19 protein-coding genes and 1 tRNA gene are annotated in these 18109 nt (G+C 63.2%); 9 read left to right on the plus strand and 11 right to left on the minus strand.

Translation table 11 applies throughout. The annotated features are described in order from the left end of the window. Positions 1-530 precede the first annotated feature (530 nt). The 4 genes from CQ14_RS13570 to CQ14_RS13585 all read right to left on the minus strand — a co-directional run bounded on the left by CQ14_RS13570 (position 531) and on the right by CQ14_RS13585 (position 4250). Entirely contained in the window at positions 531-2030 is a 1500-nt protein-coding gene (locus CQ14_RS13570; RefSeq protein ID WP_057858381.1) for a tripartite tricarboxylate transporter permease, read from the minus strand. Then, a complete protein-coding gene (locus CQ14_RS13575) occupies positions 2030-2521 on the minus strand; it encodes a tripartite tricarboxylate transporter TctB family protein (protein ID WP_057858382.1) in 492 nt (163 codons plus the stop codon). The genes CQ14_RS13570 and CQ14_RS13575 overlap by 1 nt, the downstream gene beginning before the upstream one ends. Further along, positions 2518-3486 carry a Bug family tripartite tricarboxylate transporter substrate binding protein gene (locus CQ14_RS13580; protein WP_057858383.1) on the minus strand — a complete coding sequence of 323 codons (969 nt, stop codon included), beginning with the start codon at positions 3484-3486 and terminating at the stop codon, positions 2518-2520. Before CQ14_RS13580 ends, CQ14_RS13575 begins: the two co-directional genes overlap by 4 nt. A 119-nt stretch (positions 3487-3605) precedes the next feature. After that, positions 3606-4250 carry a TetR/AcrR family transcriptional regulator gene (locus CQ14_RS13585; RefSeq protein WP_057858384.1) on the minus strand — a complete coding sequence of 215 codons (645 nt, stop codon included), beginning with the start codon at positions 4248-4250 and terminating at the stop codon, positions 3606-3608. Between the two features lie 107 nt (positions 4251-4357). Here CQ14_RS13585 and CQ14_RS13590 point away from each other — a divergent pair, with 107 nt between their 5' ends. After that, positions 4358-5077, plus strand: a complete 720-nt coding sequence (locus CQ14_RS13590; protein WP_199805524.1) for a glutathione S-transferase family protein — start codon at positions 4358-4360, stop codon at positions 5075-5077. 6 nt (positions 5078-5083) lie between these two features. Here the strand turns inward: CQ14_RS13590 and CQ14_RS13595 are convergent, their stop codons facing one another. After that, positions 5084-8071: a PAS domain-containing protein gene (locus tag CQ14_RS13595; protein ID WP_057858528.1), complete on the minus strand. Its 2988-nt coding sequence runs from the start codon at positions 8069-8071 to the stop codon at positions 5084-5086. A 285-nt stretch (positions 8072-8356) separates the two neighbouring features. On the opposite strand from CQ14_RS13595, the gene CQ14_RS13600 reads away from it, so the two are divergent. From CQ14_RS13600 to CQ14_RS13625, 6 genes are all read left to right on the plus strand, one after another. Then, the gene (locus tag CQ14_RS13600; protein ID WP_057858386.1) at positions 8357-8740 is read left to right on the plus strand and encodes a phasin family protein; all 384 of its coding nucleotides are present in this window, start codon (positions 8357-8359) and stop codon (positions 8738-8740) included. 248 nt (positions 8741-8988) lie between these two features. Beyond that, positions 8989-9423, plus strand: a complete 435-nt coding sequence (locus CQ14_RS13605) for a phasin (protein WP_057858529.1) — start codon at positions 8989-8991, stop codon at positions 9421-9423. Between the two features lie 214 nt (positions 9424-9637). Then, positions 9638-9714 (plus strand) — tRNA-His (locus tag CQ14_RS13610). A 129-nt stretch (positions 9715-9843) separates the two neighbouring features. After that, on the plus strand, positions 9844-10200 hold the full coding sequence (locus CQ14_RS13615; protein WP_430650173.1) for a hypothetical protein: 357 nt from the start codon (positions 9844-9846) through the stop codon (positions 10198-10200). Positions 10201-10299: 99 nt separating this feature from the next. After that, positions 10300-10629 carry a hypothetical protein gene (locus CQ14_RS13620; RefSeq protein WP_057858388.1) on the plus strand — a complete coding sequence of 110 codons (330 nt, stop codon included), beginning with the start codon at positions 10300-10302 and terminating at the stop codon, positions 10627-10629. A gap of 189 nt (positions 10630-10818) precedes the next feature. Continuing rightward, positions 10819-11499 (plus strand): ParA family protein, encoded by a 681-nt coding sequence (locus tag CQ14_RS13625; protein ID WP_057858389.1) that lies wholly within the window; start codon positions 10819-10821, stop codon positions 11497-11499. Between the two features lie 161 nt (positions 11500-11660). Here the strand turns inward: CQ14_RS13625 and CQ14_RS47610 are convergent, their stop codons facing one another. Then, the gene (locus tag CQ14_RS47610; protein ID WP_283807224.1) at positions 11661-11795 is read right to left on the minus strand and encodes a hypothetical protein; all 135 of its coding nucleotides are present in this window, start codon (positions 11793-11795) and stop codon (positions 11661-11663) included. 227 nt (positions 11796-12022) lie between these two features. Here CQ14_RS47610 and CQ14_RS43555 point away from each other — a divergent pair, with 227 nt between their 5' ends. Continuing rightward, entirely contained in the window at positions 12023-12163 is a 141-nt protein-coding gene (locus tag CQ14_RS43555) for a hypothetical protein (RefSeq protein WP_156434956.1), read from the plus strand. 51 nt (positions 12164-12214) lie between these two features. Here CQ14_RS43555 and dapA read toward each other — a convergent pair whose 3' ends face one another. From dapA to trxB, 3 genes are all read right to left on the minus strand, one after another. Beyond that, positions 12215-13147 carry a 4-hydroxy-tetrahydrodipicolinate synthase gene (gene dapA / locus CQ14_RS13630; protein WP_057858390.1) on the minus strand — a complete coding sequence of 311 codons (933 nt, stop codon included), beginning with the start codon at positions 13145-13147 and terminating at the stop codon, positions 12215-12217. Between the two features lie 576 nt (positions 13148-13723). Beyond that, entirely contained in the window at positions 13724-14647 is a 924-nt protein-coding gene (locus CQ14_RS13635; protein WP_057858391.1) for a LysR family transcriptional regulator, read from the minus strand. A gap of 2 nt (positions 14648-14649) precedes the next feature. Then, positions 14650-15615, minus strand: a complete 966-nt coding sequence (gene trxB / locus CQ14_RS13640) for a thioredoxin-disulfide reductase (RefSeq protein WP_057858392.1) — start codon at positions 15613-15615, stop codon at positions 14650-14652. 279 nt (positions 15616-15894) lie between these two features. Between trxB and CQ14_RS13645 the strand changes: the two genes are divergently transcribed. Continuing rightward, on the plus strand, positions 15895-16374 hold the full coding sequence (locus CQ14_RS13645; RefSeq protein ID WP_028350193.1) for an Lrp/AsnC family transcriptional regulator: 480 nt from the start codon (positions 15895-15897) through the stop codon (positions 16372-16374). A gap of 273 nt (positions 16375-16647) precedes the next feature. On the opposite strand, the gene CQ14_RS13655 is transcribed toward CQ14_RS13645, so the two are convergent. Together CQ14_RS13655 and greA are read right to left on the minus strand one after the other, a co-directional pair. Continuing rightward, positions 16648-17061, minus strand: a complete 414-nt coding sequence (locus CQ14_RS13655; protein ID WP_057858394.1) for a DoxX family protein — start codon at positions 17059-17061, stop codon at positions 16648-16650. Positions 17062-17452: 391 nt separating this feature from the next. Further along, positions 17453-17929, minus strand: coding sequence for a transcription elongation factor GreA (gene greA / locus CQ14_RS13660; RefSeq protein WP_057858395.1), 477 nt, complete (start codon positions 17927-17929; stop codon positions 17453-17455). Positions 17930-18109 lie beyond the last annotated feature (180 nt).

The following is an 18109-nucleotide window of genomic DNA, read 5'->3' on the forward strand; positions in this document are numbered from 1 at the left end:
TTCTTCGATAATAATATCACCGACGTGAATGCCGATGCGGAGTTCGATACGCTTGTCCTGCGGCACGTCGATATTTTGTTTGGCCATGCCGCGTTGAATTTCGTCGGCACATCGCACGGCGTCGACCACGCTGGCGAACTCGGCAATAGCGCCGTCCCCGGTATTCTTGACAACACGTCCGTGATGCTCAGCGATTTTGGGATCGAAAATCGTTCTTCTAAGCGCTTTCAATCGCGCCAGCGTGCCTTCTTCGTCGATCCCTATCAAGCGGCAAGAGCCCGCGANTGCCGCCAGAATAGCCGCCAGTCGGCGCTCTACATGATCGCTGCTCAAGATGCACCCCCAAGGCTGGGGGAAGTTGAATGTTCATATAGCACAATTGTGGGCCCATGTCCGGCTATGCGCACGTCGGAAATGGGGAATTCGCTACAGGGGCGACCCAGCGGCAAGTCCAGCCATGAGGCCGAAAGCGGAAGTCAATTCAAACTCGCCTTAATCCGAATTTGGCTGCGCCCCAATGAGACCACGCGCTAATCTTCGCTCGCCTTGAAGCGATCAAGTCCCTTCAGCACGAACGGCGCCAATAGCGCGATCAGCGCGATGCCGAGCAGCGTCGCCGACATCGGGCTCTGCAGCAGCACGATGGGGTCGCCGAGGCTGATCGCCAGCGCGCGGCGCAACTGGCTTTCGGCGATCGGGCCGAGGATGAGGCCGACGACGACGGGCGCGATCGGAAAATCGTACCGGCGCATCAGAAAGCCCAGCACGCCAAAGCCCGCCAGCATCGACAGCTCGACCACCGACGGCTTTGCGGCGATGGTGCCCATGGTCGCGAACACGAGGATACCGGCGTACAGCCACGGCTGCGGGATCGCGAGCAGCCGCACCCACAAGCCCACCAGCGGCAGGTTGAGAACCAGCAACATGACGTTGGCGATGAAGAGGCTCGCGATCAGGCCCCACACCAGATCGGGCCGCTCGGCGAACAGCAGCGGCCCCGGGTTCAGCCCGTATTGCTGAAAGCCCGCCAGCATCATCGCGGCCGTGGCCGAGGTCGGAAGGCCCAGCGTCAGCAGCGGCACGAGGGTGCCGGCGGCGGAAGCGTTGTTGGCGGCCTCAGGCCCGGCGACGCCTTCGATCGCGCCCTTACCGAATTCCTCCGGATGTTTCGATAGCCGCCTCTCGGTCGAGTAGGACAGGAATGTCGGAATCTCCGCGCCGCCGGCAGGCAGCGCGCCGATCGGGAAGCCGAACATCGTCCCGCGCAGCCACGCCTTCCATGACCGCTTCCAGTCTTCCATCGTCATCCACAGCGAGCCGCGCACCGGCTCGATCTTTTCCTCGGCATGATGGCGGCGCGAGGCGACGTAGAGCGCTTCGCCGACGGCGAACAGGCCGACCGCCAGCGTCGTCACCTCGACACCGTCGAGCAGTTCAGGCACGCCGAACGCGAGCCGCGCCTGTCCCGTGAGCTTGTCGATGCCGATCAGGCCGAGCGTCAGTCCGATGAACAGGCTGGTCAGCCCGCGGATCGGCGAATCGCCAAAGGTCGCCGACACCGTCACGAAGGCCACGCACATCAGCGCGAAATAATCTTCAGGCCCGAACTTCACCGCGAAATCGACCAGCAACGGCGCGAGAAAGGCGAGGCCGATGGTGGCGATGGTGCCCGCGACGAACGAACCGATCGCGGCCGTCGCCAGCGCCGGACCGCCGCGGCCGGCCTTGGCCATCTTGTTGCCCTCGAGCGCGGTCGCCATCGATGCGCTCTCGCCGGGCGTATTGATCAGAATGGCGGTGGTCGATCCGCCATACATGCCGCCGTAATAGATGCCCGCGAACATGATCAGCGAGCCGCCGGGATCGAGCTTGTAGGTGACCGGCAGCAGCAACGCGACGGTGAGCGCCGGCCCGATGCCGGGCAGCACGCCGACCGCAGTACCGAGGAACACGCCGATCAGCGCGTAGAGCAGGTTCATCGGCTGGATGGCAACGGCCATGCCATGCGCGAGCGCGGCGAAGGTTTCCATTACAGCAATCTTTCCAGAGGTCCGGCGGGAAGGCTCAAGGTGAGAAGCCGATCGAAGGCGAGATAGATCAGCGTGCTCATCACCAGCGCGATGATGAGATCGGTGAGGATGGCGCGCCGTCCGAAGGCCGCAGACGTCGCGACGAACAGCACCGATGTCGCCAGGATGAAGCCGCCGCCGAGGCCGATGATGGCGATCAGCAGCGCAAGTCCGCCGAGGATCAGCAGCACGGGCTTGGGATCGGCGCTCTCGCGCGGCGGCAGGTTGCCGCGCAGGGCGTCGATCAGGTTGCCGATCGCAAGCAGGCCGAGCCCGATCGCGATGACGACCGGCATCGCCTCAGGCCCCATGCCGTACATCGTGGTGGCGGGCAGTTGCCGCGCGTCCAAAACCAGCACCACGGCAAGCACGGCGAGAACGGCGGCGACAACCAGACCCGCGGGATCGATGCGGCGCGAGGCCGGTCCCTGTGGAAGATCGCTGTCCGTCATGATTTGACGAGGCCGACCGATTTCAAGACGTCGGTTACGCGCGTCGTTTCCTTCTTCAGGAAATCGGCGAAGGCATCACCACCGAGATAGGCGTCCTCCCAGCCCTTCTGCTTGAGGATGTCCTTCCAGGCGTCCGACTTGACCATCTTCTCCACCGCTTCGCTCAGGACCTTGCGCTGCTCCGGCGTGATGCCGGGAGGCGCGACGACAGAGCGCCAGTTGGCGATCACGAGATCGATGCCCTGTTCCTTGAAGGTCGGAATGTCGACGCCGGGGATGCGCTTCTCCGAGGTGACGCCGAGCGCGCGCAGCTTGCCGGACTTGATCTGCCCCTCGTATTCGCTCAGGCCTGAAATGCCCGCGGTGACCTTGCCGCCGAGAATGGCCGCCAAAGATTCGCCGCCGCCGGAGAACGGAATGTAGTTGATCTTCTTGGCGTCGGCGCCGATCGTGCCCGCAAACAGCGCCGCCATCACATGGTCGACACCGCCGGCCGAGCCGCCGGCAAAGGTCACCTTGGCGATATCGGCCTTCACGGCAGCGGCGAGATCCTGCGCCGTCTTGAGCGGTGAATTCGCCGGCACCACGATCACCTGGATCTCCTCGGTAAGGCGCGCGATCGGCGTCACCTGTTCGAGCGTCACCGGCGATTTGTTCATCGCGAGCGCACCGACCATGACGAAGCCGTTCACCATCATCTGGTTGCCGTCGCCCTTGGCACCGTTGACGAACTGTGCGATGCCGACGCTGCCGCCGGCGCCTGCCACGTTGGTGACCTGAACGCTGCGGGCGATTTTCGCGGCGACCAGCGCCTGCTGCATCGCGCGCGCAGTCTGATCCCATCCGCCGCCGGGGGCTGCGGGCGCCATGATCTTGAGCTCGAGCTGCTGCGAGAGGGCAGGGCTGCTCGCCGCAAGCGACAGTGCGACGACCGCGCCGAACAGGCGCGCATGGAACGCAATCATGGGATTTCCTCCAGGCTCACGCGGAGCTTCTGTGTGTCAATTCGCCGCATTTCAACCGGAAATGCCGTCCGCTGTCCAGACGGACCTTTGCGTGAGCGAACCGAATCTCAAAAATTTCGCTACCGCTTTGACGTGCGTGCGTCTTTCGCCTTCGCCGCCTGCCTTGACCGAAAGTGAAGCGCCAATTGCTCGGCGCATGTCCGAAGCGGCGCGGTACTTTGCGTCGCCTTGGCCTGGGCTATGGCGCCTGAATAGGATGCAATGACGAAGGTGGCCACGGCCTCGGGGTCGAACGCGCCGGCGAAATCCGCGCGCAATTTGTCCGCGATGACCTTGCGCCAATCGTCATAGATTTTCTCGATCGCCTCTCGAAATTCGGAATCGGCTGCGCAAAGCTCGAGCGCCAGATTGTTGAGCGGGCATCCCAGGATCATCCTGGACCGGTCCAGCGCCGATGCGATCTGTTCGAACGCCGTGCGTATTCCTTCCTCCGCGCCGCGCGCCGACCTGACCGGCTCGAGCCAATGCTTGTCGACGGCTTGCGCAACGCGCTCCTCGATCACGTCAAGCGCCAAGGCTTTCTTGGTCGGGAAATGATGGTGGAGCGCGCCCGCCGTCACCCCGGCCGCCCGGACGATGTCGTGCGTGCTGGTCGCGTGGTAGCCGCGCTTCTGGAAGGCGTCCGCTGTCGCATCCAGGATGCGCTTTCTGACTCCGGCGGGATCGTTGGTTCGCGTGCGTCCGCTGGCTGGCTTTTTAGGCATGAAGCGACTCCACCGTCCTGTCGGAACTGCAGGCGGTGTATCGAATTGACAAAAACAGGGCAACCTGTTTGTTTTGGATTATGCCGTTCTGATGAGGCGAGAAATCGATGCAAGAAAATGCTCAAGCAATTCGAGAAGCGGATCGAAGCAGCGGCCGCAAGATGCGGCTGTTCTCCGGCGCCCTGAGCATGTTCGGCGCCAAGGTTCAGATTGCCGCGCACGAGAAGGACATCGACTTCGAGCTGGTCATGGTCTCCTTCACCCAGAAGGAAGGTTATGCCCCAAAACATCCGGAAGTCCTGCGCATCAATCCAAAGCGCCAGGTCCCGGTGCTGATCGACGGCGATCTCGAGATTTTCGACTCCACCCAGATCTTCGAGTATCTCGAAGACATCAAACCGCATCCCGCGTTGTGGCCCGCCAGTCCGGCAGCGCGAGCCTGGGCCCGCCGGCTGGAGCATGAATCGGACGAGGTCTATTTCCCGCATATCATCAAATTGATGCCGCTCTGGAAAACGCCCGACGATCCCGCCGGCAAGCCCGCGCGCGAGGCCGCTGCCGCTTATTATCGAGCCATGGAGCACGCGCTTGGCGACCGCGAGTTTCTTGCCGGCGAATATTCCTTTGCCGATATCGCGTTCTATATGGCCCAGCTGTTCGGTGCCCGAATGGGGGCCGACATGACCAATGAGACACCAAGACTTCTGCAATGGCGGCAGCGCATGACGGCAAGACCGGCCGTCATCAAGGTCGTCGCGCCGATGGCCGATTATCTGCGCAGCGACGGCCGCAGCGTTCCAGCGTTTCTCTCGCCAATAGCGAGGTGATCGACACTACGCCCGCGCGACCGCGTGCGGAAACACGATCTCGATCAGCGTGCCGGAGCGGCCGCCGGTCTTGATCTGGAATTTGGCGCGGTTGGCTTCGACGAGGGCCTTGGTCAGCGACAGGCTGACGGCCGCGTTTTCGGCCTGGTCCGAGGGCGCCCGGGTGCGGAACGGCTCCAGCGCTGCGGCGACCTCGTTGTCGTTGAGGCCGTGGCCGGTGTCGCGGACCCGCAGCATCACCTCGCCGAAATCGGACAAAGCGGTCGAGACGATGACCTGGCCGCCGGCATTGGCGAGATGGATCGAGTTGCCGATCAGGTTCAGCGTGATCTGGCGCAGCGCGCGCGCATCCGCGATGACAGGCGGCAGCGTATGCGCCAGCGAGGTGCGAATGATGATGCGCTCGCGATTGGCCTGCGGCTGCATCACCGCCACGCAGCTCTCGACCAGCTCGTTGAGGTTCTGGTTGGTGAAGGCGAGATCAAGCTTGCCGGTTTCGATCCGCGACAGGTCGAGCAGGTCGTTGACGATGGCGATCACGCGTTCGCCGGAGGCGCGGATGTCCTTCATGTATTCGAGATAGCGCTCGTTGCCGAGCGCGCCGAAACGCTCGCCGATCATGACTTCGGAAAAGCCGATGATGGCATTCAGGGGCGTGCGCACTTCATGACTGATCCGGGCCAGCACGTCGGCCTTGGCGTTGGCCGCGCGTTCGGCCAGTCGCCGCGCCTCGCGCAATTCACTCTCGGTCTTCTTGGCCTGCGACTGGTCGCGAAACACAGCGAAGAAATTCGGACCGTCGGCGCGGGTGCGGCCCATGGTCATCGACAGCGGAATGATGCCGCCCTTGCTTTCGCGGCCCAGCACCTCGCGTCCCTGATCGAGCAGGCTCTCGACGCCGGCAGCCTTGATGCCGGCGAGATATTCGAACACACCGTGCCGGCTTTCCGGCGCAAAGAGATCGGCGAGATTACACTGCGCGAGTTCGTCGCCGTCACGGTCGAACAGCGCTTCGGCGCTGCGGTTGACCGCATGGATGTTGCCTTCGGCATCGAACATCACGATGCCCTCGGCCGTGGTGTCGAGGATCGCGGCGAGTTCTTCGGCATTGGCGTGGCCGACGGCCGAAGGCTCTGACACGTCAGGCTCCGGTGCCGGCTCGGCTTGCGAAATGGCGGCTGCGACCGCCGCAGCCTCATGGCGCGTGCCGGAGAAGATCAGTGCGAGCGCGGAATCGCCATCCCATGAAATCGTGTAGAGGCGGGCTTCGGCTGCCGATGACGGCGCATCCGCCTCCGCCGGCAGGCTTGCGGAAATCGTCACTGGCCTGCCAGTGTCCGATGTCGATGATGCATTCGACGCGCCAGGTTCGACATAGAGCGCGTCAAGGCCTCCGGCTTCCTCCAGCGCATGCAGGCTCGGATAGCCCATCTGCGTCAGGAAGGCGGGATTGGCGTAGAGCAGCCGGTCGAGCCGGTAGATCAGGATGCCGACCGGCAGCAAATCGAGCAGCGCCTTGTCGCGCGCGGCCTCGCCATGCGCAGGCGGCTCCGGCTGTGCCAGCCATTCCGGCGTCTCGCTGGCGGCCTCGCGCACAGGCGATGCGGCCGATGGTTCGAAGATGGTTTCGCCGGCGGCGTCTATCGCCACCTCGTTGCCGTTCTCGGGTTCGAGCCGCGCCGACAATTGCCGCGCCAGTTCGTCGAAGGCACTGTTTTCAACCGGCGTCAGCGACATCGGCTTCGCCTCGCCCGGGACGCGGAACGGCAGAACGTTCGCGGCGTCCACCGGCAATTCGGCTGCGGCTTCGGTCGGGGTGTCCTGCATGGCTTCCTTGGAAGATTCCTTGGACGATTCCTTGGGAGGTTCCACGGGCGTTTCCAGATCTTTTTGGTGCGAAGGCTCGATAGTAATCGGCTCAGGCAATTCATCGGGCGAAGGCGCTGTCGCGCTGGTCGGCTCGGAAGCTGGCGCGGCGGGCGATTCCTGCGGCGGCGTCGCTTCGCCTGACAATTCCGCAAGGCGCAGGGCCGCGAGCCGCGCCAGCGCATCGAAATCGCGGCAGACGCCGAAGCCGCGATAGCCGACGAAATTCCGCGCGTCATCGAAGATCGGCAGGCCGGACAATTCGACCGGCAGGGAGCTGCCGCCGTCCACCGGCCAGTTCAGCGTGATGCCGCTCCAGGTCGCGCAGGTGGCGAACGCCTTCATGACCCGACCCTCGGGATCGAATCCGAAGGTCTCGGCGATCTCGCGCCATGGCCGATCGAAGGCGGCCGTCGTGCGCGGACCCATCAGTCCGGTAAACTCATCGGTGCCGAGCGTGAAGCGGCTCTCTCGATCCATCCGCCAGGTGAAGCGCAGCGGCAGGCGTCGCAGCTGCGGCGCCAGCTGGCCGGCAAAGGTTCGGATCGCAGGCGCCGGCGGACGCGGAGTGGGTTCGGCCGCGCGCGGCTCCTCGGCGGGCTCGGCAAGCGCATCGAACAAGGCAAAGCCGGCGGGCGCTTCGACCGGCAGTTCGATGACGGGTGCGACGGGCGCAGCCGGCTGCGGGATTGGTTCTGATGCGGCCTCTGGCGGCATCTCGTTCTGGCGCTGTGCCTGCACCGGCCGCGGCGCAGTCAATGTGACGTTGCCGGCGGCGATCAGAATGCCGTGGCCGCCATTGGGAAGGTCGAACCGCGAACAGCCGCAGGTCGCAAGCCCGCCGAGCGCCGCGCCAAATCCCTGCAGGCGCTCCAGCCGGATGGCGCCGTTAGCGAGCAACCGGCCGGCCAGCCGCGCGACCTGCCGCCGGTGCTGGTCGGCCGGTCCGAAGGTTTTTTCCGCAAGGGCCGCGGCGCTGGCGGCGCCGAGCACACGGGCGCCGGCCGCATTGGCCCACAGGATCCGCTTACCGTCGGCTGTCCACAACCAGGCAGGCAGGGCACTCGCCGCATAGGCTGCCAATCGCGGATCGCCGAGCGCCCGCCACTGAAATTCCGCGTCCGTCATCGCAAGTACATGACCGCCCGGCGTCAGCATCGGCAGCCAGATGCCGACAGCGTTAAGGGAAGATTACTATTGCAAGCCGGCGGCAGCAGGTCCACGGCCCGGCGCTCCGGCGTTAATTTAACCCATGGATAACCTTAACCGGCAGAACCCTTTGGCCGACCGCTGCGTTGGGTGGGTTGCAAAGCCCAGGGCGCCAACGATGGCGAGATCTCCCGGGCACCGCATCCGTTCCGGCCGCGCCCTGGCGGCATCTGGACGCAATCCCTGCAAAGAAGGACAGCACTCATGAACGATGAAGCGCGAGACCGTTTCGAGATACCTATGGAAATGCGAACGATGGCGGAAGCAAGCTTCGAGCAGGCCCGCAAGACGTTCGAGAAATTCGTCGAGGCGGCACAGGCCGCCGCCGGCTCCATCGAGGAGCGCGGTGCCACGGTGCGCGAGGGCGCCAAGGATGTCCGCGAGAAGGCCGTCGCCTATGCCGAGAAGAACGTGCAGGCCTCGCTCGATCACGCGCAGTCGCTGCTGAAGGCCAAGGACCTGCCCGAGGTGATGCGGCTGCAAAGCGAATATGTGCAGGCGCAAATGCGCGCGCTGGCGGAGCAGGCCAGCGAAATGAGCCAGATCGTCGGCAAGGCCGCGATGGAAGCCGCCAAGCCGAAAACCTGATCTTCCCGGTCAGGCGGAGGTGCAATCGCTGGGTTGCCCGGCTGGAACTCGCACCCTGGGCGAGTTTATTTGCGGCATCGCACCACAAATTGCATTGCGTTGCACAAATTTGACATGATATGGGTGCTTATTAGGCGAGCCCGTGGATGGGCACTTCCGTGACTGTGTGTGCGTGACCCCTCGGCCGCTGCCTGCCCGGCCTCCTCGAGGGGAAATATCGTTTAACCCTGTTGTGAAGGATGCAAGCCGTGACCAGCTCCACCGATCCCTTCTCCGCCTCCATTATCCCCTTCGAAGTCCCCGAGCAGGTGCGTGCGTTCGCCGAAAAGGGCGTCTCGCAGGCCCGCGACAGCTACGCCAAGTTCAAGGATGCCGCCGAAACCCATAACGGCACCATCGAGGCCGTGTTCACCTCGGCCAGCAAGGGCGCCAGCGAATACAACGGCAAGCTGATCGAGTTCTTCAAGGCCAACACCTCGTCCTCGCTCGATTTCGCGCAGGAGCTGCTCGGCGTGAAGACGCCGGCCGCGGCGCTCGAGCTGTGGACCGCGCACGCCAAGAAGCAGTACGAGACCTTCACCGCCCAGGCCAAGGAGCTCGCCGAGCTCGGCCAGAAGGTCGCCAGCGAGACTGTCGAGCCGATCAAGGCTTCCGCCTCGAAGTACTATAAGCCGGCCGCCTGATTGTAGCAGCGCATCGACTATCAAAGGCCCGGGTCGATCGGCCCGGGCCTTTTGCTGCCGTTGGCCGATTCTGCCGCCGTCTGCGGATACCGCACGTTGAACGAATTATGCTTGCCGGATGACCAATATTGTGTGACTTCGCGCACTTGCCAAAGCGAGGCGTTGCACCTAGTTTCCGGCCAATTCGCGACCCCTCTCGGGGCCCCGCAAGGATGCAGTTGTAGCTCAGTTGGTTAGAGCGCCTGTCTGTGGAACAGGAGGTCGGTGGTTCGAGCCCACCCAACTGTACCACCCCTTACGCCCCTGAATTTGCCGCTCGACTGCCGCGACACTTGTGCTGTGGCGTGCTGTCCACCCCTGCTTGCGAATCCCGATCCATTCACCCACAATTCCGCCAAACTTTGCGCTCGGGGGGATTCGATGACGATTTTTCGGGCAGGGAATTTCCGGTTTGGATTGATGCTGGCCACGGTGCTGTCGGTTTCGGCCTGGTCCGTCGCCGGCCACGCCTACACCCCTGAACAACAGCAGGCCTGTACCGGCGATGCGTTCCGGCTCTGCAGTTCCGACATTCCCGATGTCGACCGCATCACCGCGTGCATGATCCGCAACAAGTCCCAACTCTCGCCGGCGTGCCGGGCGCATTTCAGGGCCGGCCCCGAGCCGGGTGAAGTTTCGGCGAGACCGGCCGGTCGGCCGACCGAGATCCGGCCGGCCGCCTCGCGCAAGGTCGCGGCTGCCAAGACGCGCAAGAAGCCGAAAAAGCCCGCGACCTGACGGCAATCACGTCAATTCAAGATCTCTTCCGCGCGGCAGACTGACGCTTGCCGGCGGCCGTTCCAATGAACATCTGCTCGAACACGAGGAGAGGGTTCATTGAGTCAGCATCAAAAGGAACTCGACCGGCATTTTGCCTGGTTCGAGAACAAGCTGCCGCCACGTCCGGCGCAATTCGTCGGCTGGGTGCGCAAGCCGTCTTCGATCTACGTCCGGATTCCGCTCGCGTTTCTTCTGGTCATCGGCGGCTTCCTCAGCTTCCTGCCGGTGCTCGGGCTATGGATGCTGCCGCTCGGACTCCTTTTGTTCGCGCAGGATGTGCCGCCGCTGCAGAAGCCGATGGCGCAGGGGCTCGGATGGATCGAACGCAAATGGTTGGAGCGTCAGCGCGCAAAGCTCGAACGCGAGCGCGTCAAAAGGATGCAGTGAGCGGTCAAGGCACTCTGCAAGGCATTCAACCGATTCCGTTTTCGGCTAACCGGGGTTGCACGGTGTGACTCAAAAACCAGCCTTATTGGCAATTAAGTGGCTTCATCGCGGCGGNTCGATAAATTTTTCTTTCACGAATCAGCGCGCTGATTCATTTTCGGCTTCTGNGGGTCAACTGGAGGCCAAGGTATGAACGTAATTGTTTTTGCATCACGTAAGGGAGGCTCGGGAAAAAGTACCCTGGCTGCTCACCTCGCTGCCCATGTTCACAAGGCAACGAAGCCCATTTTGCTCGTCGACGCCGATCCGCAGGGGTCGCTCACTCTCTGGCATAAATTGCGCGGCACCAATGAACCGCCGATCAAGGCCGCGGTGAATTCCGTCAGCGGCATTGTCGCCGCCGCCAAGCGCGACGGCGTCGAATGGGTGTTCATCGACACGCCGCCGAATTTGTCGGCCGTCGTCGACGACGCGATCCGCAACGCGACGATGGTGATCATTCCGGCGCGGCCCGGCGTGTTCGACGTCAACGCGGTGCAGGAAACGATTCAGACCTGCCGGGCGGCGCGCAAGCCCTACGCGGTCGTGGTCAACGGCGCGCCTGCCGAGCGTGACGGCGCCGAGAGCCGCATCGTCACCATCGCACGTGAAGCGCTGGCGAAATTCCGCGCGCCGGTGTGGAGCGGCCAGATCACCAACCGCGCCGATCTGATCATGGCACTGAGCCAGGGCGAAGGCGCCCGCGAATATTACGCGGAAGGCCGTGCTGCGGCGGAGATCTCCAGGCTGTGGGGCGCGATCGAACGTTCGATCAAGGCGATCCGCGGAACGGCGTCGGCTTCGGGCGCCATGCACAAGCAGGCGGCGTAACAACGCCGCTTTCTTTTCTGACTGACAAAGACGCGCGGCGCTCCGCGCGTTTTTCTTTTTAGGGGTGCAAAATTGTTTTCGCGTGATTGCCTGCGACAAGCGCGAAGCGTTTGCGCAAGGGAGCGAAGCGACGAAGCAATGACGGGCGAGAGTGAACGCTCTTACGCCACCATCAGCACGTAGAACACGACGACCGGCGACATGGTCAGGATCACCGACCAGATGCCGACGGCCCACACGATGTCCTCGGTCGAAAAACCCTGTTGGTCATTAAAGCTATTGTTTTCGAAATGCACGACGCGCCCCCGCGTTTCCTGTTGTTCCGTCTATCCCGATACGCGACCTGTTTTAAAAACCTGTTCCGATTTCGCTTGCATTTGACGCAGCTGCTACCCGCGATTAACCGCCACCACGCCTGGTTAACATTCCCTGATCACACGGCGTCAAAGTCGAGCGAAGCCGCGCGCGCGACGTTAAAATTTTAAGCGTATGCAGTTCTCTCGGAAAAACATCGGGGGAAGCGATGACCGTTCACGGCAAGAAATTTGCGATCGGCGATCACGCCCAGAGCATGCATGATGTTCTCCTGGTTGCGTCATTCGCGATCTGGGCGATGCTGCTCGGCTTCGCGCCCGTGATGACCTATCGCCTGCTGGTGAGCTAAAGCCATTGCTCCCTCTCGCCATAGCAAGCGAGAGGGAGCCGATCGCATCCATCAGGCCCGCCGCAACATTGGCGGCCTGCGCCGTTCGATTTCCTCGTCCAGCAACGCCGCGAGTTCTTCGCTCACTTCCACCATCGGCAAGCGAACCTCGGCGCTGTCGATCAGCCCGCTGCGCGCCAGCCAATACTTGGCCGGCGCCGGGCTCGGCTCGGCGAACAACAGCCGCGTCAGCCGCGAGAGCTCCTTCCAGCACGCCCGCGCGCCGTCGCGATCACCCTGTCTGATGAGCGTCCGCATCGCTGCGAAGGCTTCGGTCTCCAGGTGCGCCGACAACAGGATCGCACCATCGGCGCCGTCGGCGAGCGCATCGTGATACTCCGCGTCTTCGCCGGTCAGCACGCGAAAGCCGGACGGCCGCCGCGCCAGGAGATCGATCGACTGCGCGCGGTCGGCGCTGCAATCCTTCATGCCAACGATGTTCGGATGCGCGGCAAGCTGCAGCAGCGTCTCGTTGGTGAGGCTGACGCCGGTCCGGTAGGGGATGTTGTAGAGCACGATCGGCCATGAGGCGTGGTCGGCGAGCGCGGTGAAGTGCTGCAGCAGGCCGCTCTGCGACGGGCGGATGTAATAGGGGCTCGCGATCAGATAGCCGTCGATCGGCCACGCCGCCGTCTCGTCGAGCGCGTCCTTCATCTTGGCGGTGGAGGCGCCGGATAGGCCGAGCAGGATCGGCACATGGCGCTGGCTGGCTGAGAGTTCGCTGCGTGTCAGCGTCACCAGCCGCTCGAGCTCGTCCGCGCGAAGCGACATGCCTTCGCCCGAGGTTGCCGCGAGAATGAATCCGTCGATCGGGCCGGCCGCATAGTGGCGGACGAGGCGGCGAAGCGAGACCTCGTCGAGTTCGCCGTCGCGAAACGGCGTGATCAGCGGCAGCCACAGGCCGTGCAGCCGGCTTGTCAGGTCGTTGGTGGTGGGGGCAGTCATCGTTCCATCTCCTCATGGGGTGAGCCGGAGACGGGACCAATAAAAAAACCCCGTCCAGACGGCGGGGCTTCGGATCGCGGGTTGCTGCAGTTTCAGCGCGCGCGTCGATCTCGGGTCCCCGGGCGGGGACCTTTTTTCGACGACAGGGCTGCGCACGAACTCGTGATCATGTGCGGATGATGGAGGCCGAGAACCTCAATGTCAATCTGCGCGGGAATGCGCGGGAACATGACACGGAGTTAAAAAAAAGCCGGGCCCGAAAGAGCCCGGCTCGAGGTATTGGCCACGTGAGGCCGACACAATCACCTTCCAAGAGGGATTACTGAACCACCGCGTCACTGGAGGAGGGGGACATATGCGCGACGCGATCACTCAGCGTTCGAGCACTATGATCCTCATCAGTGCCCTGCAGCAAGCGCACAAGCCGCATGTCAGACATGCGGTGAGCGCGCCCTCTATTAAATAGGCTAATCCGCAGTGACGGAACGCGGCTTGCAAACGCTTCCGCATTTGTCCCGAGGGAAAACCGGCGCCCACCCCGCATCAAGTGCGGGGCATGCATTTCCGGATCATGCTCTAGGACGGCCAGCGCTGCGCCTTGCTGACCACGAAGTCGCGGAACACCTGCACGCGTGCGACCGTCTTCAGTTCCTCGGGGTAGACGAAATACGTATCCACCGCGATCGAGTCGGTTTCGCCGAACAGCTGCACCAGGCGATTGTTTTCCTCGACCAGATAGTCGGGCAGGGCGGCGATGCCGAGCCCCTGCTGGCAGGCGCGGACCAATCCTAAGATATTGTTCACCTTGAAATAGGCTTCGCGCGGGCCGGAGCCGTTGCGGCCGGCGTCGATCAGCCAGCTCCGGTTCTGCAGATGCGGCGGCACCTGTGCATCGCCGAGCATGATGATGCGGTGCGAGTCGAGATCGTCGAGCGTCCGCGGCGTGCCGAAGCGCTTGATGTATTCCGGCGAACAATAGGCATGGAAGCCGATCGAGAACAGCTTGCGCTGGATCAGGTCCGGCTGGGTCGGCTTGCGGGTCCGGATCGCGACGTCGGCCTCGCGCATCGACAGATCGAGATCCTCGTCGGTGACGATCAGCGAGATGCGGATGTCCGGATAGAGCGCGGTGAACTCGTCGAGCCGCGGGATCAGCCAGTTGATGCCGAGCGCCGGCGGCGTCGTGATCTTGAGGTCGCCGCTCGGCCGCTCGCGGCTGTCGGTGAGCTTGGCGCGCGCCGCCTGCAACTGCATGAACACGTCATGCGCGGTGCGGAAGAGAAGATCGCCCTGTTCGGTAAGGATGAGGCCGCGCGCATGGCGGTGGAACAGCGACACCGCAAGCTCCTGCTCCAGCGCGCTGACCTGCCGTGAAACCGCCGATTGCGACAGCCCGAGTTGCTCGCCGGCATGGGTAAAGCTTCCCGCTTCCGCCGCCGCGTGAAACACCTTCAGCTTGTCCCAATCCATGTCCGTAAATCCGTCCCTTGTTCGAGGCATGATTATTCTGCCGCCGCGCGATCGCTCGCGCGCAAAGCCAGGAAGCGTTCGGCCTCAAGCGCCGCCATACAGCCGAGCCCGGCGGCCGTGACCGCCTGCCGATAGGTTTCGTCAGCCACGTCGCCCGCAGCGAACAGGCCGGGGATCGAGGTGGCGGTCGAGTTCGGCGCCACCTCGACATAGCCGGAAGGTTTGAGCTTGATCTGGCCTTTGACGAGCCCGGTCGCCGGCGCGTGGCCGATGGCGATGAAGACGCCGTCCGCCGGCACTTCCGTCAGCGTGCCGGTCTTCACGTTCTTCAGCCGCACATGGGTGACCTTGCTCGGGTTCTCGACGCCGAGGATCTCGTCGATCGCGGAGTCCCAGACCACCTTGATCTTCGGGTTCTTGAACAGGCGGTCCTGCAGGATGCGCTCGGCGCGAAAATGATCGCGGCGATGCACGATCGTCACCTGGGAAGCGAAGTTGGTCAGGAACAGCGCTTCCTCGACCGCGGTATTGCCGCCGCCGACCACGATCACTTCCTTGCCGCGGTAGAAGAAGCCGTCGCAGGTCGCGCACGCCGAAACGCCAAAGCCTTTGAATTTCTCTTCGGAGGGAATGCCGAGCCAGCGCGCCTGCGCGCCGGTGGCGAGAACGACCGTCTCCGCCAGGTAAACGTCGCCGCTGTCGCAGGTCAGTCGGAACGGTCGCTGCGCCAGTTCGAGCTTGGTGACGAGATCGGTGACGATCTTGGTGCCGACATGGGCCGCCTGCTTCTCCATCTGCTCCATCAGCCAGGGGCCCTGGATGACGTCGGCGAAGCCCGGGTAGTTTTCCACGTCGGTGGTGATGGTGAGTTGTCCGCCGGGCTGGATGCCCTGGATCAGCACCGGCTCCAGCATCGCGCGCGCCGCGTAGATCGCCGCGGTGTAGCCGGCGGGGCCGGAACCGATAATGACGACCTTGGCATGGATAGGCGCAGGCATCGGCGGATCCCTCTCTTATTCGGGGGTTTGTTTTGACTGAGCAGAAAGCGCCCGGCAGGAGGTCGCGGCGGCGCTGAAAGTGTCAAATCCAAGTCTATGACATCTGGGTAGCTATGCAAGAATTGCAATCCATACCGGCGAATTTTCCCCGGAACTGAAGTCACTTTTGCGAAATGTCGCGCTGCACGCGCAATAAAATTGCGCAAGCGGCGCGGCCTGCGCTAAAGAGTTGCCGGTAAGACCTGCCGAGTGCAGCCAGAATTAGGGAACCCGACGCGCGTGTCGAAGAATCTTGACGAAATCGACCTCCGAATCCTTGCGGAAATCCAGGCGGATGGCCGAATCACCAACGTGGAACTGGCCAAGCGCGTCGGTATCTCGCCGCCGCCCTGCCTGCGCCGCGTCCGCACGCTGGAGGAGGAAGGTTACATCCAGGGCTACCGCGGCCTGCTCGATCCGCGCCGGCTCGGCTTCGACGTCACCGTGTTCGCGTCCGTCCACCTGTCCAGCCAGGCGGACGCGGATTTACGCGCGTTCGAGGATTTTGTTCGCGCCGAACCGTTGGTGCGGGAATGCTGGATGCTGTCGGGCGAGGTCGATTTCATCCTCAAATGCGTCGCGCCCGATATGGCGACGTTCCAGGATTTCGTCACGCACCTGACCGCTGCGCCGCATGTACGCAATGTCAGGACGTCACTAGTGCTGCACAATTCGAAATACGAAGCAGCCGTGCCGCTCGATGTGAAGGTGGCGGGCTGAGGCGCTGAAGCTTCGTCGCAACCGCTAGACCCTCATGGTGAGGAGGCGCGCAGCGCCGTCTCGAACCACGAGGCCCCGCTGGTGCCATTCATCCTTCGAGACNNNNGCTGCGCGGCTCCTCAGGATGAGNNTGACAGCGCCGTAGCGGAGCAAAGCGACTTGTCCGCCGTAGCTCAACGAGCGAAGGCGGAAGCGTGCCCACCAACTTTTTTCGTAACCGCGAATGGTGGGCATGGCGCGAAGGCGCGCCTTTGCCCACCCTACGGTTCGCGACTACTTCTTCCGCATAATCGCGTCGGCGCTGATCGGTCCGCCGCCCGCGGTCGCCAGGTAGAGACAGGCGAAGCAGAACAGGATCGCGGCGGTGCCGCCATTGAGGATCGGGTGAAAGACCGGCGCGGCGGGCGTCTTGAACATGTGCCCGATGAAATACGCGAACGCCATCTGGCCGGACAGGATGAACGCGCTGAGGCGCGTGAACAGGCCGATCATCAACAGCGCGCCGAGCACGAGCTCGATCGTGCCGGCTACCACGATCAGCGGCGGTATCTTTGCGAACATCGGTACGGCCGGAAAGCCGAGAATCTTGGCGACGCCGTATTGAAACAGCAGCAAGCCGGTGATGAAGCGAAACAGGCTCAGCGCCTGCGGCTGCCATTTGCCGAGCAGTTTGTCGATTTGGTCCATGTCTTCGTCCCCCTTGTTTGACGCGCCAGAACTTGGCGTGTCGAGATTACACGGTGTTGGCTGATTGCGTGTGATGCCGACACAACACCCCTGAAATTGAATCATTCCCCGTCACGCCGCCGCTGCGCGACATTGTCGCTGATGCAACGCAGCAAGATGACATCCCGGCAAATCGCGACGCTCAGTCCATCGCCGCGAAATGCCGGGATTTCCGCCGATCGACTTAGTTATAATCCATAAGCATCGTCCGGAGCGGATATTCAAAAATCCGCGGCGCCACCACTCACAATCCTGTCAGCGCGGCGGCAACAAAAAAGCCGCGTGGCAAACGCGGCTTTGTCGCAACAGTAACTTGCAGGTGACTACAGCATGATCCCAGGCGGATCGCGCCTTAGCGCCACTCGACCTTGGTGATCTCGTAGGCCTTGGCGCCGCCAGGCGCCATCACTTCGACGGTCGTGCCCTTCTTCTTGCCGATCAGGGCGCGGGCGAGCGGCGAGGTGATGGAGATGCGGCCCTTCTTGGCGTCGGCCTCGACTTCGCCGACGATCTGCCACACCGCCTTCTTCTCGGTGTCCTCATCGACCAGCGTGACGGTAGCGCCGAACTTGATGGTGTCGCCGGAGAGTTTCGAGATGTCGATCACGTCGGCGCGCGCGAGCTTGTCCTCGATCTCGGCGATGCGGCCTTCGTTGTGTGACTGCTCTTCTTTGGCCGCGTGATATTCCGCGTTCTCGGAGAGGTCGCCATGCGAGCGCGCTTCCGCAATATGCTCGATGATGCGCGGACGATCCTCCGATTGGCGCTTCTTCAACTCGACCTCAAGCGCGGCGTAGCCGCTCGCAGTCATCGGAACCTTGTCTACCATTCTTCCGTTCCTTCCATCGCACGAGCCGCCCATTGCGCGGAACGCACGAGGTACTTCCTAGATTTTGATTCGGGCTTTCGTGGCCCGATAACGAGCCCGCCAGCCTATTAATTTCGGCCCCTTCAGGGGCCGATTCAACATCCAAACGAGCGGTGAGTTCCAGCCATACGGCTTTATTGC

Origin of the sequence: Bradyrhizobium lablabi (assembly GCF_001440475.1) — a bacterium.
In the GTDB taxonomy this organism is placed as follows: Bacteria; Pseudomonadota; Alphaproteobacteria; order Rhizobiales; family Xanthobacteraceae; genus Bradyrhizobium; species Bradyrhizobium lablabi.

Excerpts from the sequence above, each read along its gene's own strand:
- CQ14_RS13570 (WP_057858381.1), bottom strand. The coding sequence starts at position 2,030 with ATGGAAACCTTCGCCGCGCTCGCGCATGGCATGGCCGTTGCCATCCAG.
- CQ14_RS13575 (WP_057858382.1), bottom strand. The coding sequence starts at position 2,521 with ATGACGGACAGCGATCTTCCACAGGGACCGGCCTCGCGCCGCATCGAT.
- CQ14_RS13580 (WP_057858383.1), bottom strand. The coding sequence starts at position 3,486 with ATGATTGCGTTCCATGCGCGCCTGTTCGGCGCGGTCGTCGCACTGTCG.
- CQ14_RS13585 (WP_057858384.1), bottom strand. The coding sequence starts at position 4,250 with ATGCCTAAAAAGCCAGCCAGCGGACGCACGCGAACCAACGATCCCGCC.
- CQ14_RS13590 (WP_199805524.1), top strand. The coding sequence starts at position 4,358 with ATGCAAGAAAATGCTCAAGCAATTCGAGAAGCGGATCGAAGCAGCGGC.
- CQ14_RS13595 (WP_057858528.1), bottom strand. The coding sequence starts at position 8,071 with ATGACGGACGCGGAATTTCAGTGGCGGGCGCTCGGCGATCCGCGATTG.
- CQ14_RS13600 (WP_057858386.1), top strand. The coding sequence starts at position 8,357 with ATGAACGATGAAGCGCGAGACCGTTTCGAGATACCTATGGAAATGCGA.
- CQ14_RS13615 (WP_430650173.1), top strand. The coding sequence starts at position 9,844 with ATGACGATTTTTCGGGCAGGGAATTTCCGGTTTGGATTGATGCTGGCC.
- CQ14_RS13625 (WP_057858389.1), top strand. The coding sequence starts at position 10,819 with ATGAACGTAATTGTTTTTGCATCACGTAAGGGAGGCTCGGGAAAAAGT.
- CQ14_RS43555 (WP_156434956.1), top strand. The coding sequence starts at position 12,023 with ATGACCGTTCACGGCAAGAAATTTGCGATCGGCGATCACGCCCAGAGC.
- dapA (WP_057858390.1), bottom strand. The coding sequence starts at position 13,147 with ATGACTGCCCCCACCACCAACGACCTGACAAGCCGGCTGCACGGCCTG.
- CQ14_RS13635 (WP_057858391.1), bottom strand. The coding sequence starts at position 14,647 with ATGCCTCGAACAAGGGACGGATTTACGGACATGGATTGGGACAAGCTG.
- trxB (WP_057858392.1), bottom strand. The coding sequence starts at position 15,615 with ATGCCTGCGCCTATCCATGCCAAGGTCGTCATTATCGGTTCCGGCCCC.
- CQ14_RS13655 (WP_057858394.1), bottom strand. The coding sequence starts at position 17,061 with ATGGACCAAATCGACAAACTGCTCGGCAAATGGCAGCCGCAGGCGCTG.
- greA (WP_057858395.1), bottom strand. The coding sequence starts at position 17,929 with ATGGTAGACAAGGTTCCGATGACTGCGAGCGGCTACGCCGCGCTTGAG.